Annotated in this window: 14 protein-coding genes and 1 pseudogene; 9 read left to right on the forward strand and 6 right to left on the reverse strand. The window is 63.3% G+C overall.

Annotated elements, in window-relative coordinates:
- Nucleotides 1-14 precede the first annotated feature (14 nt).
- Nucleotides 15-1,873: pseudogene (recJ, locus tag X751_RS01000000163790) on the forward strand (single-stranded-DNA-specific exonuclease RecJ).
- Between the two features lie 15 nt (nucleotides 1,874-1,888).
- Here the strand turns inward: recJ and X751_RS150665 are convergent.
- The 3 genes from X751_RS150665 to folE form a co-directional block, all read right to left on the reverse strand.
- Nucleotides 1,889-2,860, reverse strand: a complete 972-nt coding sequence (locus X751_RS150665) for a patatin family protein (protein ID WP_023667624.1) — start codon at nucleotides 2,858-2,860, stop codon at nucleotides 1,889-1,891.
- Nucleotides 2,861-2,944: 84 nt separating this feature from the next.
- Nucleotides 2,945-3,403: a phosphoribosyl-AMP cyclohydrolase gene (gene hisI, locus X751_RS150660; RefSeq protein WP_023695458.1), complete on the reverse strand. Its 459-nt coding sequence runs from the start codon at nucleotides 3,401-3,403 to the stop codon at nucleotides 2,945-2,947.
- 35 nt (nucleotides 3,404-3,438) lie between these two features.
- Nucleotides 3,439-4,074: a GTP cyclohydrolase I FolE gene (gene folE / locus X751_RS150655; protein WP_023667622.1), complete on the reverse strand. Its 636-nt coding sequence runs from the start codon at nucleotides 4,072-4,074 to the stop codon at nucleotides 3,439-3,441.
- A gap of 241 nt (nucleotides 4,075-4,315) precedes the next feature.
- Here folE and X751_RS150650 point away from each other — a divergent pair, with 241 nt between their 5' ends.
- Nucleotides 4,316-4,762 carry an iron-sulfur cluster assembly scaffold protein gene (locus X751_RS150650; RefSeq protein ID WP_023691130.1) on the forward strand — a complete coding sequence of 149 codons (447 nt, stop codon included), beginning with the start codon at nucleotides 4,316-4,318 and terminating at the stop codon, nucleotides 4,760-4,762.
- A 40-nt stretch (nucleotides 4,763-4,802) separates the two neighbouring features.
- Entirely contained in the window at nucleotides 4,803-5,195 is a 393-nt protein-coding gene (locus tag X751_RS150645; protein WP_155923149.1) for a hypothetical protein, read from the forward strand.
- A 27-nt stretch (nucleotides 5,196-5,222) separates the two neighbouring features.
- Here the strand turns inward: X751_RS150645 and X751_RS150640 are convergent, their stop codons facing one another.
- Nucleotides 5,223-6,140, reverse strand: coding sequence for a LysR substrate-binding domain-containing protein (locus X751_RS150640; RefSeq protein WP_023667619.1), 918 nt, complete (start codon nucleotides 6,138-6,140; stop codon nucleotides 5,223-5,225).
- A 94-nt stretch (nucleotides 6,141-6,234) separates the two neighbouring features.
- Between X751_RS150640 and X751_RS1000000167500 the strand changes: the two genes are divergently transcribed.
- From X751_RS1000000167500 to blaOXA, 3 genes are all read left to right on the forward strand, one after another.
- Nucleotides 6,235-6,393: a hypothetical protein gene (locus X751_RS1000000167500; RefSeq protein ID WP_023667618.1), complete on the forward strand. Its 159-nt coding sequence runs from the start codon at nucleotides 6,235-6,237 to the stop codon at nucleotides 6,391-6,393.
- A gap of 123 nt (nucleotides 6,394-6,516) precedes the next feature.
- A complete protein-coding gene (yidD, locus tag X751_RS150635; protein ID WP_023667617.1) occupies nucleotides 6,517-6,885 on the forward strand; it encodes a membrane protein insertion efficiency factor YidD in 369 nt (122 codons plus the stop codon).
- 156 nt (nucleotides 6,886-7,041) lie between these two features.
- Complete coding sequence (gene blaOXA, locus X751_RS150630; protein ID WP_023695454.1) at nucleotides 7,042-7,857, forward strand: class D beta-lactamase; 816 nt, start codon at nucleotides 7,042-7,044, stop codon at nucleotides 7,855-7,857.
- Between the two features lie 13 nt (nucleotides 7,858-7,870).
- On the opposite strand, the gene X751_RS150625 is transcribed toward blaOXA, so the two are convergent.
- Entirely contained in the window at nucleotides 7,871-8,707 is an 837-nt protein-coding gene (locus X751_RS150625; protein WP_023695453.1) for an SAM-dependent methyltransferase, read from the reverse strand.
- A gap of 207 nt (nucleotides 8,708-8,914) precedes the next feature.
- Here X751_RS150625 and thrS point away from each other — a divergent pair, with 207 nt between their 5' ends.
- Together thrS and X751_RS150615 are read left to right on the forward strand one after the other, a co-directional pair.
- Nucleotides 8,915-10,888: a threonine--tRNA ligase gene (gene thrS / locus X751_RS150620; protein WP_023667614.1), complete on the forward strand. Its 1,974-nt coding sequence runs from the start codon at nucleotides 8,915-8,917 to the stop codon at nucleotides 10,886-10,888.
- Nucleotides 10,889-10,973: 85 nt separating this feature from the next.
- Nucleotides 10,974-11,912: a GNAT family N-acetyltransferase gene (locus tag X751_RS150615; protein ID WP_023744799.1), complete on the forward strand. Its 939-nt coding sequence runs from the start codon at nucleotides 10,974-10,976 to the stop codon at nucleotides 11,910-11,912.
- A 59-nt stretch (nucleotides 11,913-11,971) separates the two neighbouring features.
- Here X751_RS150615 and X751_RS150610 read toward each other — a convergent pair whose 3' ends face one another.
- Nucleotides 11,972-12,934, reverse strand: a complete 963-nt coding sequence (locus X751_RS150610) for a hypothetical protein (RefSeq protein ID WP_023701214.1) — start codon at nucleotides 12,932-12,934, stop codon at nucleotides 11,972-11,974.
- Between the two features lie 165 nt (nucleotides 12,935-13,099).
- Here X751_RS150610 and X751_RS150605 point away from each other — a divergent pair, with 165 nt between their 5' ends.
- Entirely contained in the window at nucleotides 13,100-13,684 is a 585-nt protein-coding gene (locus X751_RS150605; RefSeq protein WP_023701213.1) for a nitroreductase, read from the forward strand.
- The last annotated feature ends 96 nt before the right edge of the window (nucleotides 13,685-13,780 follow it).

Raw genomic sequence — 13,780 nt, forward strand, 5'->3', positions numbered from 1 at the left:
AGACTACGCCTCCTATGACGGGCGACAAACGCTTCTTCCTCGACGTCAGGCAGTCGGCGACCGGTGTTTCCTGGGAACACCGGTTGAGCGAGCGGCAGGACATGACTGCGCTGGCCATAGCGCAGGGCCACGGCGTGCCCGACATTGTGGCGCGCGTGCTCGCCGGGCGCGGCGTCACCGCGGACCAGGCCGAGCGCTTCCTCGATCCGACGATCCGCAATCTGTTGCCGGATCCGGCTTCGCTGACCGACATGGGCAAGGCTGCGACCCGCATCGCCGAAGCGGTCATGGCCAAGGAGAAGGTGGCAATCTTCGGCGACTACGATGTCGACGGCGCCGCCTCTTCGGCGTTGCTCAAGCGCTTCCTGACGCATTTCTCGGTGCCTTCGGAGATCTACATTCCCGACCGCATCTNTCTTCGGCGTTGCTCAAGCGCTTCCTGACGCATTTCTCGGTGCCTTCGGAGATCTACATTCCCGACCGCATCTTCGAGGGCTACGGCCCCAATCCGGAGGCTATGCGCGAACTGGTCTCGCGCGGCGCGACGCTGATCGTCACCGTCGATTGCGGCACCAACAGCGCTGTCTCCATCGATGCCGTCAAGGCCGCAGGCGCCGATGTGGTGGTGCTCGACCACCATCAGGTCGGCGGCCCGCTGCCGGAGGCGACCGCGGTCGTCAATCCCAATCGCGAGGACGACCTTTCCGGGCAAGGCCATCTGTGCGCCGCCGGTGTCGTCTTCCTCACTCTGGTGCAGACGGCGAGGGTCCTGCGCAGCCGATTGCCCGACGCAGCGCCACCGGACCTGTTGTCGTTGCTCGACTTGGCGGCGCTGGCCACGGTTTGCGATGTGGTGCCGCTCATCGGCGTGAACCGCGCTTTCGTCGTCAAGGGACTGCAGATGGCGCGGCAGCAGAAGAATGAGGGGCTCGCCGCACTGGCGCGGGTGTCCCGCATCGGTGAGCCGATAAGCACCTTTCATCTCGCCTATCTGATTGGGCCGCGCATCAATGCCGGCGGCCGCATCGGCGATGCAGCACTTGGCAGCCGGCTGCTCGCCACCGACGATCCGGTTGAGGCCGGGACCATTGCCGAGACACTCGACCGGCTCAACCAGGAACGCCAGCAGATGGAGCTGGAGATGCTGGCAGCGGCGCGCGCCGAGGCTGACGCCGAACTTGCCGGCGGCAACGGGCCGGCCATCATCGTCACCGCCAGCACCAATTGGCATCCCGGCATTGTCGGCTTGATCGCCTCGCGGCTGAAGGACCATGCGCGGCGGCCGGCCTTCGCCATTGCCTTCAACGCCAATGGCATCGGCACCGGCTCTGGCCGTTCGGTGTCGGGCTTCGATCTCGGACGGCTGGTGCGCGCAGCCGCCGATGCCGGGCTGATCGTCAAGGGCGGCGGCCACGGCATGGCCGCCGGCATCACGGTGGAACGCGCCAAGCTCGGCGAACTCCGTGCTTTCTTCGAGGAGCGCGCGGCGGCCGAAGTGTTCCGGCTGCAGGACGAAGAAAGTCTGGCCGTCGACGGCGCGCTCGCCGCCGAGGGCGCGACGATTGCTTTGCTCGATGCATTGGAAAAGGCCGGGCCTTTCGGCGCCGGCCATGTCGCGCCGGTGTTCGCGCTGCCGCGCCATCGGCTGGCCGACGCGCGGGCTGTCGGCACCAACCACATCCGGGCTGATCTGCAGTCGGAAAGCGGCGGCCGCATCCAGGGCATCGCCTTTCGATCCGTCGATACCGCGCTGGGCGAATTCCTGTTCAAGAACAGGGGCAACACGATCCATGTAGCCGGCTCGCTGTCGGGGAATTATTGGAACGGCAACCGCACGGTGCAGTTCCGCATCACCGATGCGGCCAAAGCCTGACATTGCCGAACTGGTTTAAGCGAGAACCGTCTGCAGCCGCTTCAACTCGCTGATCTGCGCCATCGTCGCCTGGTAACCGACGCTGATCGCCTCATCCGCGCGGTGGAATTCGGTCAAGCCGATATGGCTGAGTTTCGGTTGCAGCGACATGTCGGGCGGATCGCCCGCCAGCCTTGCGCGTGAAATCCGGTCCTGGATGATGTTAAAGGCTTCGACCATGACGCCGGTGATGCCGAGACGGCTCTGGTGCGGCTGGTGGTCGGGGCTGGCCTGGCCTGGCCGGGGCGCGTCCTTCTCGATGAGCAGTTCGCCGGCGCTGTGCTTGATGACGGCGGCGCGGCCGAACAGATCGTAGTGAAGGTTGACCGCGACGACCAGCGGCTGCTCGTAGGCGCGGCAGACCGAAACCGGAACCGGGTTGACCAGCGCGCCGTCGACCAGAATGCGGCCGTTGCAATTCACCGGTTCGAACACGCCGGGCAGCGCATAGGAAGCCCGCATCGCGGTGATCAGCGAACCGCTGGACAGCCAGATCTCATGGCCGGTGCGAATTTCGGCGCCAACGGCGACGAAGGGTTTCGTGAGATCCTCGAAGCGGATGCCTGCCATGTGCTCGCGCAGCCTGACGTCCAGTTTCATGCCGCCGAACAGGCCGCTGCCGCGCAGATTGAGATCGAGCAGGCCGAAGATGCGCCGCTTGGTCAGGCTGCGGGCGAACTCCTCGAGTTCGTCCAGCTTGCCGGCGAGATAGCAGCCGCCAACCAGCGCGCCGATCGAGGTGCCGGCGATCATCGAGACTTCGATGCCGGCTTCGTCGAGCGCGCGCAGCACGCCAATGTGCGCCCAGCCGCGTGCGCAGCCGCCGCCCAGCGCGAGCGAAATGCCTGTCTTGCCCGCGGGTTGCGGGTCAGGCACCCCGCCGGACGATGAGGGGCCATTGGCCTCCCGCACGTCCGGTCTGCTACGCAATGACGCCCACTCGAGCATCATGATCTCCCTTGTCCCGCGTCCGTTCTACAGGAAGGACGTTTGAGAATAGTGAATATGAGTGGTTTGCGACTGTTGAATGGTTCACGCGGGCTTCCGATAGGTTTTTTCCGCATCGAATAGCGGCGTGCTGCCATCGTCGGCAAGCGTTGCCTTGCCGCCGATTAGCCCCACCGTCCGATAAAAACATGAACGCCGGCCGGTGTGACAAGTTGCGTCGTGGCCCAACACTTTGACGCGCAACCATATGGCGTCCTGGTCACAATCCGTGAGCATCTCGACGACGGTCTGAAAATTGCCTGATGTTTCGCCCTTCTTCCACAGCGTGCTGCGCGAGCGCGACCAGTAGTGCGCGATGCCGGTTTCGAGCGTCAGCGCCAGCGCCTCGGCATTCATATGCGCGACCATCAGCAGCATACCGTCAGCGGCGTCGGTGACGACGACGGTGACCAGCCCGGCAGCATCGAAGCGCGGGGAAAACACCGCGCCTTCTTCGAGAGCCTTCTTGTCTGATGGAGCCTTGGGAAATGTTAGTGCCGACATCGCCGGTCCTTGATCTAGCGATGCCGGCGAGAGGCTTACGCCCCGAGGCCGCGCACCATGGTGACGAAACGGACCTGTTCCTCGGGCGTGTCCTTGAACACGCCGGTGAAGGTCGAGGTCAGCGTGGTGGAGCCCTGCTTGCGGATGCCGCGCATGGCCATGCACATATGCTCGGCCTCGATCATGACGGCGACACCGCGCGGATTGAGCACGTCCTGGATGACGCCGGCGATCTGTGCGGTCATGGCCTCCTGAGTCTGCAGGCGATGGGCGAAGATATCGACCACACGGGCGATCTTGGACAGGCCGACGACCTTGCCATCCGGGAGGTAGCCGACATGCGCCTTGCCGATGATCGGCACCATGTGGTGCTCGCAATGCGAGTGGAACTGGATGTCCCTGACGATGACGAGATCGTCATAGCCGGCGACTTCCTCGAAAGTGCGGCCGAGCTCTTCGGCCGGGCACATGTCATAGCCGTTGAACATTTCGAGAAAGGCCTTGGTGACGCGCTTGGGCGTGTCGATCAGGCCCTCGCGGTCCGGATTGTCGCCGGTCCAGCGCAACAGCGTGCGCACGGCGGCCTCGACCTCGGCTTCGCTCGGCCTGTCGGTGACCGGCTTGTCCAGATAGTCGGAAGGGGGCATTATTTTCTTGATGACGGCATCCATAAAGGCGTCTCCCGTAGTTCCTCTCTCAGGAGGAACGAGTTGAACGGACCACGACCTTTCGGGTGCTGAAAACTCGCCCGGTTTCCAGCCCGCAAGCGGCGTGAACGAAATGGGCAAGGACGATGGCTTTGCGTTGCCTTGTCGATACCCGACTGCCACCATTATATATGCTCGTACGCAGCGAATGAAAGACGGTACAACGGCAATCGCTGTTCGCTTGGCGGCGACGGATTGGAAAAATATGATTGACGACGTCTACAATGCGAAAATTCTGGGATTTGCCGGAAACATCGCCCGCGTCGGCCGGCTCGATCATCCGGATGCGACGGCCAAGGCCCATTCCAAATTGTGCGGCTCGACGGTGACCATCGACCTCAAGATGGACAATGGCGTCGTCACCGATTTCGCGCATGACGTGAAGGCCTGCGCGCTCGGCCAGGCCTCGTCCTCGATCATGGCTCAACATGTCATCGGCGCCAGCGCCGACGAATTGCGGGCGGTGCGCGACACCATGCTGAAGATGCTCAAGGAAAACGGCGCGCCGCCGCAAGGCCGCTTTGCCGATCTGAGATATCTGGAGCCGGTGCGCGACTACAAGGCGCGCCATGCCTCGACCATGCTGACCTTCGATGCGGTCGTCGATGCCATCGGTCAAATCGAGAAGAAACGCGCAGAAGAAGCAGCGTGACATAGCGCGGGCTTCGCGCAGGACATGACGGAGGAAGTGTTTGCATTGGTTGATGGTGGCTTCGGGCCTTGTGGTTTCGCTGGTCACGAGTGGCTATGCTGCCGGCGCAGAAAACGCCTCGCAGCAGAAGGCTGCCGCCTACCTCGCTGACAAGCTGGCTGGCTGCTGGATTATCCCCGTCGGCGACGAACTTGTGGCCACACGCGTCAAAATCAGCTTTAACCGGGATGGTTCGCTGGCGGCGCCGCCGAAGGTACTCAATCTTGCAACAGAACCACAGGGCAAGAAGTTCGATGACAGCGCAGTTCGGGCGATTACCCGTTGTGCGCCCTTCATTGGCCTTGCGATTTATGCCGATAGCTACCAGGCTTGGCGCGAGACGACGGTCAATTTCGACGGCCGAGTGATGTCATCCGGCGCGCAGCAGAAATAGAACCGAGGGCTTAAGAAGCACGACGGCTTAGGTCTGCTGTTCCTGCGCCCGTCTGCTTTCGGCAAATTCGCTTCTCACCCAGTCGGCAAAGGCCTTAGCCGGCTCCGGCAGGTCCTTCAAACTCCTGGCCACCAGCCAGTAGGCGCCGGATGCGACGTCGATGTCGAACGGCTTGATCAGCGCGCCGGACGCAATCTCCTCGCCGATCTGCAAGAGGTCGCCCAGCGCCACGCCGTGGCCGAGCAGGGCGGCCTGCTTCGACAGCGACACATCCGCCAGCATAGGGCCGCGCGCCGGAATGGCGTCGGCGGCGACGCCAGCCGCTTCGAACCAGCGCGCCCAGCCCTGACGATTTTCCTCGTGCAACAGCGTGTAGCGGGCAAGGTCGAGCGGCTTTTCGAGGGCAGGGCCCGATCCCAGCAAGGCCGGCGACAGGACCGGTGAATCGACGGTCGAGGCTAGCCATTCGGCCTCGCTGCGCGGCCATGAGGTGGCGCGCGCGCTGAAGCGCAAGGCGAGTTCGGGCTGATCGCTGCGGAACTCGATCGGCCTTGGGTCAACTTCGAGGGAAACGTCGATATCGGGCCGCAACTGGCTGAAGCGGTTGAGCCGCGGCAACAGCCATACCGAGGCCAGCGACGGCTCGACACTGACGCGGACCACCGACTGCGCCGGAACAGCCACCAGGTCCGAAAGCAGCCTGTCGATGTCATCGAAACTCCTGACCAGCTGATCGAGCAGGCGCTGGCCGGCCTCGGTCAACTCGACGCGGCGGTGATGACGGTGGAACAAGGGCTGGTGCAGGAACTGCTCGAGTTCGCGGATCTGCCGACTGATGGCGGCCTGCGAGACGAACAGCTCCTCGGCGGCCCGGCTAAAGCTCAATTGCCGGCCGGCTGCCTCGAAACTTCGCAACGCCGTCAGGGGCAACCGTCCGCGCTTCATTTCGCATAACCCGAAGTTATCCGAACCGGAAATTATACTCGTTTGAAGACGAAGGCCAGCGGGCGTCTAATCCGCTCTTAGAGGAGACACGGACATGATCCAGTTTCTGGAAATCTTTGGCGATGTGATGCGGATCGCGACGTTTCAATGGCGTGGCGACAGGCAGCATCATGTGCAGCGCACCGAGCAAAGGCCGGCCACCCGCTGGGCGGCTCCAGCGGAGCGGCATCCCTTTCGCCGCTCGCGACCCTGAAGCCGACAAAGAGGCGAGTGAGTGAAGAGGATTGCGTTTGCCGGCCGAAGCTCACATCTATCGGTTTGGAAACGCAAGCTGACCCGGAAGCCGGTTTCGGGTCGCGTTCGGAAAGAGACTGCGGTGGGCGACCAGCATCGGCATGTGCATGCCGCCGGACGGACCCGGCGCGGGCGCAACTGGCCCGGTCCCTGGCGCAAAACACCCGGCCGCATTTTCGGCACGTCGCTGGTGCGCCTCTATCAACTGACGCTGTCCGGATTTGTCGGCAATTCCTGCCGGCATCTGCCGACCTGTTCCGAATACGCGCATGAGGCGATCGCCCGCCATGGTCTGTGGGCCGGCGGCTTCATGGGGCTGTTCCGCGTGCTGCGCTGCGGCCCTTTCGGTTCGCATGGCATCGATCGCGTGCCGGAGGTACTCGATCAGCGCTATGTCTGGTTCATGCCATGGCGTTATTGGCAGATCGGCAGGAAGCGCGGCGAGGCCTGACGGCGGGCGCGCTGGTCCCTGATCCAGATCGCCAGCGCGGCATTTCTTTACAATCCGGTAAGGTTAACAACGGGCTGCACAAAGACTGCGCATTTGAGTCAAAATCGAGCCAAGACACTTCGCTAAGCGCCTCCTGTCATTCCCAGGAGAGCCCACATGCGTCGGATCGAAACCCATCCCTTCATCATTGCCGCGGTCCTCTTCCTGCTGGCCTGGTTTCTGGGATTTCCGATGCGGGCGCAATCGGCGCCGCTTGGCGATTTCGCCTGCACGCTTATCCAGGACGCGGCGAGCGGCGAGACGCTCTATCAAAGCGGCGTCTGCGACCAACGCGTCAGCCCGGCGTCGACCTTCAAGGTGCCGCTGGCGCTGATCGGCTACGACAGCGGTGTCCTCAGCGACGCGCATACACCGAGCTGGGATTACAAGCCTGAGTTCAACGCCGTGAAGCGCGACCACAAGGCCGTCGACCCGACGATCTGGGAGCGCGACTCGATCGTATGGTATTCGCGCGAGATCGTGCGCCGGCTCGGCGCAAAAAGCTTTGCCCTCTACGTCTCGAAATTCGGCTACGGCAACATGGATGTCTCGGGCGATGCCGACAAGGACAACGGGCTCACGCAATCCTGGATAAATTCCTCGCTTGAGATATCGCCGGTCGAACAGACAGCCTTCCTGCGCCAGCTGCTCGCCGGCAAGATGCCGGTTTCTGCCAAGGCGCATGAGATGACCCGAGCCATCCTGCCGACTTTCCAGGCCGGCGGCTGGACGGTGCGGGGCAAAACCGGCAGCACCAGGCTGGGAAACAGCAAGGACAAGCGCGCGCTGGGCTGGTTCGTCGGCTGGGCCGAAAAGGGCGGCCGCCGGATCGTCTTCGCCCGGCTGGTCGTCGACACCAAGCCGATCGACATGCCGAAAGGCCCGGCGACACGCGCGGCGTTACTGAGGGAGTTGCCGCAACTGGTGAAGTGAACTTGCTTTAGCTTCAAGTGCTCCGGCGGGCACGAAGGATGTGGCCGCCGGAATTCCTTGTCTCCGCCTTTGGCGTCCTGGAGAAGCGGGCGGCGATGTCGCTGCTTTCCAGATCTTCGATCTCATCGAAGCCGAGCTCGCGCAGCGATTGCGCCAGTGCCGCGGGCACGAAGAAGCTGATCCAGGGCTCTCCGGCAGCGGCGACGCGCGCCGCATGGAAAGAGAGGGCAGCCTGTCCAGCCGCATCGCGGTTCTCGGCCGGCTCGCTGTAGTCGAAGACGACCTCCGAACCGGGCATGCCGGCAATCCAGGACAGGGTGCTGAAGATTGCGTCCTGGCTCAGATACGGAACGACACCCAGCCAGATGAAGAAACTGGGCTCGGTCTGCCGCAAACCGGCCGATGCCAGGCCATCCGCGGGGCGCTGGCGCTCGAAGTTGACCGGCACGAACATGGTGGCCCGCGGTTCGGCAAGACCAGCATCGGCGATGCATTTCCGTTTCCAGGCCTGTGTCGCCGGGTGATCGACTTCGAACACCGCGACATCAGGGTACGGATTGCGCAGCGAGAAAGTGTCGAGGCCGGCGCCGAGCACCACCACTTGCTGGACGCCCCGGCGCACCGCCGCAGCCAGCCAGTCCTCGGCGAGGCGGGCGCGCGCTGCCACGAACAGGCGCATGCGCCGGCTGCGCTCACCTTCCTGCTCGAGCTCCTGCACCGTCGGTGCGGCATCGCCCAGTATCGCACTCGCATATGGGTCGCGAAACAGCGCCGCCTGCTGCGAGAACTGGTGGAGGGCCCGCATGCGCGCGACGCCCAAGGCGGTTCGGCTGGATTTTGCGTCTTCCATGCCGGGGATTCCAACCTCGTGTCGGGGAAATTCGCAAGCCTGTGCGACTGGCCTGCGACATCTGTCGCGCCATTTCCTGACAGCTGCGCCAACGACGGCTCTTTACCTGATGCCGCGTGGCCTCTAAAACCCGCCCGCTGCCGGATGCCTCCGGCTTCACACCACGACCACCCGCGCTCGTTTGCGGGACTGGATAGGAGATACCCGATGCTGAATTCCGTTTCCCTGACATTTCCCGATGGCTCCGTCCGCGACTATGACGCGGCGATGACCGGTGCGGGCCTCGCCGAATCGATCTCGAAGTCGCTGGCCAAGAAGGCTGTCGCCTATGCCATCGACGGCACCGTTCGCGATCTTTCCGACCCGCTTGGCAAGTCCGGCAAGGTCGAGATCATCACCCGCAGCGATCCGCGCGCGCTGGAACTCATCCGTCATGATGCAGCACACGTGCTGGCGGAGGCCGTGCAGGAACTGTGGCCGGGAACGCAAGTGACCATCGGGCCGGTGATCGAGAACGGATTCTATTACGACTTCGCCCGCAACGAGCCGTTCACGCCTGACGATTTCCCGGTGATCGAAAAGAAGATGCGCGAGATCATTGCGCGTAACAAGCCGTTCACCAAGGAAGTCTGGTCGCGCGACAAGGCGAAAAAGGTCTTTGCCGAGAAGGGCGAGCGCTACAAGCTCGAGCTGATCGACGCCATTCCCGAAGACCAGGATCTCAAGATCTATTCCCAGGGTGACTGGTTCGACCTCTGCCGCGGCCCACACATGGCCTCCACCGGGCAGATCGGCAACGCCTTCAAGCTGATGAAGGTGGCCGGCGCCTATTGGCGTGGCGATTCGAACAACCCCATGCTGACCCGCATCTACGGCACGGCCTGGGCCGAGCAAGCTGAACTCGATGCCTACCAGACGATGCTGGAAGAGGCAGAGAAGCGCGACCACCGCAAACTCGGCCGCGAGATGGACCTGTTCCATTTCCAGGAAGAGGGGCCGGGCGTCGTCTTCTGGCACGCCAAGGGCTGGAAGATGTTCCAGAATCTGGTCAACTACATGCGCCGCCGCCTCGACGAGCAGGGCTACCAGGAGGTCAACGCACCGCAGGTTCTCGACAAGAGCCTGTGGGAGACGTCTGGCCACTGGGGCTGGTATCGCGATGCCATGTTCAAGGTGACGGTGGCCGGCGACGACACCGACGACGACCGCGTGTTCGCGCTGAAGCCGATGAATTGTCCGGGCCACGTGCAGATATTCAAGCATGGGTTGAAATCCTATCGCGATCTGCCCGTAAAGCTTGCGGAATTCGGCAATGTGCATCGTTACGAACCGTCCGGCGCCTTGCACGGGCTGATGCGCGTGCGCGGCTTCACGCAGGACGATGCGCACATCTTCTGCACCGAGGAGCAGCTGGCCGCGGAGTGCCTGCGCATCAACGATCTGATCCTGTCGACCTACGCCGATTTCGGCTTCGACGATGTCAGCGTGAAGCTGTCGACGCGGCCGGATAAGCGCGTCGGCACCGACGAGGCCTGGGATCATGCCGAGGCGATCATGGGCAACGTGCTGGATACAATCAGGACGCGCTCGGGAAACCGCATCAAGACCTCGATCAATCCGGGCGAGGGCGCTTTCTATGGGCCGAAATTCGAATATGTGCTGAAGGACGCCATCGGCCGCGAATGGCAGTGCGGCACCACGCAGGTCGACTTCAATCTGCCGGAACGCTTTGGCGCCTTCTACATAGGTTCGGATTCGGAAAAGAAGCAGCCGGTGATGGTGCATCGCGCCATCTGCGGTTCGATGGAACGCTTTCTCGGCATCCTGATCGAGCATTATTCCGGTCATTTCCCGCTGTGGTTCGCGCCGCTGCAGGTGGTTGTGGCGACGATCACCTCGGATGCTGACGACTATGCGCGAAAGGTCGTCGCACAGTTGAAGGCGGCAGGACTTTTGGCCGAACCGGATCTGCGCAACGAGAAGATCAACTACAAGGTGCGTGAGCATTCGCTGGCCAAGGTTCCTGTGATCCTCGTATGCGGCAAGCGCGAGGCGGAAGAGGAGACGGTCAACATCCGCCGGCTCGGCTCGCGCGATCAGGAATCGCTCAAGCTGGCCGACGCGCTGAAGCTGCTTTCCGACGAGGCTGTTTCGCCCGACCGAAGGCGCAGCGCGGCCTGAGCAATCAATATTTCGGAGAAATGGCGGTGGAGCGATCCACCGCCATTTTCACATGCCTGTCACGCCAACCTTGTAACGAGCCCCCATGCTCAAGCTGAAGATACGGGAAAGGCCGTTTCCCGAACTCTCCTACGCCAATGCGAGCCAGCCGGCGCTGACGCGCTGGTTCATCCATTCCATTGAAGGTCTGTCGGGGCGCGACCGGTATGCCGCGCTCTATGATTTCTGGCGCCGCCAGGTGGCGCCGACCGGCGAGCGCGTGTTCAGCCGCATGCTGGAGCTGATCGACGTCGAGGTGCGCAGCACCGATCGGTGGCCGCCGGCGGGGCTGCCGGACACGCCGCTGGTGATCGTAGCCAACCACCCGTTCGGCATTGGCGACGGCATTGCCGTGCTGTCGCTCGTCGAGCAGCTCGGGCGTCCGTTCCGCGTCATGATCCACAAGGATCTGCTGAAGATCCGCGAGATGGAACCGTACTCGCTGCCGATCGACTTTTCCGAGACCAAGGACGCGGTGAAGAACAACATGGCGGTGCGCCACGAGGCAGTGCGGCTGTTGAAAGAGGGCGTCACCATCGTCGTATTTCCGGCCGGCGGCGTCGCCACGGCGCCGAAAGGCTTTGGCCGGGCGCGCGACCTGCCGTGGAAGATGTTTCCGGCGCGCCTCGTGCAGGACGCCAAGGCGTCGGTGGTGCCGATGCATTTTTCAGGTCAGAACGGCCGGCTGTTCCATCTGGTCAGCGGTCCGATGAACATGGCCGAGCGCGAAGGAAGGCTGGCGAAATTCGTCGGCAAGGCGTCGCTGACGTTGCGCCTTTCAATGCTCATCCGCGAATTTGCGCGGCTGTCCGGCAAGGCGATCGACGTGCGCGTCGGCGATGTGCTGAGCTGGGATGAGTTGGAGCCATTGCGCGACCGCAAGACGCTGCTCGACCGTCTTCATCGCGGTGTCTTCGACCTAGCGCCCGACGCGCCGCGCGGCCGGGTCCACTTCCTGCAGCGCCGCCTGTGCAAGGCCGCCTGACGTAGCCCTGAACTACCACTTCAACTGAGCAGCCAAACCGATGCCAATGGGCGCGCCGGTCAGTCGGCGCCTTCCTCCGGATCGATCGCAGAGGCATCAGTGGCCAGCACCTCGATCTCCTGGTTCTGCCCAGCGACCACGGTGAAATCCTTCTGGTAGATGCGGTCGCGGTTCTTGGCGATGATGGTGTATTGGCCTTCGGCCAGCACCATCGAGGCGAAGGCGCCGACGGCCTCCTTGATCGGATCGCCGGATTCGTTGAGCAGCGACCAGGATGTATCGGCGATGGCCTCGCCGCCGGTCTCGCGCACCAGCTTCATGGTCTCCTCCGCCGCGCGATGCTCGACGGTGGCTTCGGTCAGCTTGCCGGCTTCGACACGGATGTCAGAACGAATAACGGCATTGACCGCGCCATAGGTGGAGACGACATGATAAACGCCGGCGTTGAGCCGCACGACGCTGTTCGGCTCGACATCGGGAATGATCAAAGCGCGGTCGCCATTGGCCTCGGCGGTGCCCTCATAAATGGAGAAGCGCAGTTTTTTCGGCGGAATACGCGCGCCGCCCGACAGCACCGCGTCGAGCTTGAGGCCGCCGGCATCGAGCACCAGGCTTTCGCGCCTGGCGTCCTTGCCGACGGTGATGCGCTTGGTGGCGCCGGCGCGTCCGTATGAGGCGTGGACCAGATAGCTGCCGGGTTCGAGCTGGAACACGGCGCTGCCGCCATGCGCGGAAGCCACCATCGGCAGCTTGCCGTCGCCGGCGGCCTCGGGCTTGAAGACGCGCCAGACGATGCCGCGCGTGATGTCGGCGCCCTTGTCGGTCAACTGCGCCGACAGCGTTATGGCACCGCCGCCACCGAGTGCCAGCGGCGTCTCGCCCTTGGGCGGTGCATAGCTCGAAATATCGGGGAGTTTCAGATTGCCGATGCCGTCGGCATTCTGCGCCATGGCCATCGAGGCCGGCGCAAACAGCGCTACGGCGAGCCAAATCAGGAAAAGGCGCGATCTCCCCTCAAACATGCCTTGCGTTGAAGCCCAAGGCGGTGGCAATTTCAAGGCTTAAGAGTCCGACCGCCTTGGCAACAGGTTCTTTCGTCCGGCGCGCCCGCGCCAATGCCCGAGCCGCCCCGATCCGCAATGGCGCGCTTCAGCTCAAAATCGAGTGCTTTAGGAGACCTGGCCCCCATGGCGTCGCCGATCATCGACTTCCTGCTGACCCGAAACTCCGCACCGATTCCTGAATTGAAGGAACCGGCGCCCAGCGATGGCGATATCGCGACCATGATCGCGGCTGCAAGCCGTGTGCCCGATCACGGCCGACTGGAGCCGTGGCGCTTCATCCTTTATCGCGGCGAGGCGCGATTCGAGATCGGCAGGAAGCTGGCGGCGCTCGCCGAACAGCGCGAAGGGCCGCTGCCGGAAAACCGCCGCAACCAGGAGCTTGCGCGGTTTTCCCGCGCGCCGCTGGTGATCGGCGTGGTGTCGGTTCCGAAGGACAATCCAAAAATCCCGCAATGGGAAATGTTCCTGTCCGGCGGCATGGCGGCGCTGAACCTGATGATTGCAGCCAATGCGCTGGGCTATGGCACCAACATGATCAGCAACTGGTATTCCGATGTGGCCGAGGGCAGGGCGATCCTGGGGTTGGCGCCGCAGGAGCGCGTCGTCGGCTTTATCCATATCGGCTCCTACCAGGGCCCGGCGCCGGAACGGCCGCGACCCGATCCGGCAAAGCTCTATGCCGATTATGAGGGGCCGTGGAACGGCTGACACCCGAAAGCGATTCCCCTTTATTTAAACACAGGCTAAGACAGCGGCTTCGGCGAGCGTTGGGGTTGGCGCATCGACCATAGGGATATTGGGGGA

This window comes from Mesorhizobium sp. LNJC394B00 (assembly GCF_000502555.1).
Lineage (GTDB): Bacteria > Pseudomonadota > Alphaproteobacteria > Rhizobiales > Rhizobiaceae > Mesorhizobium.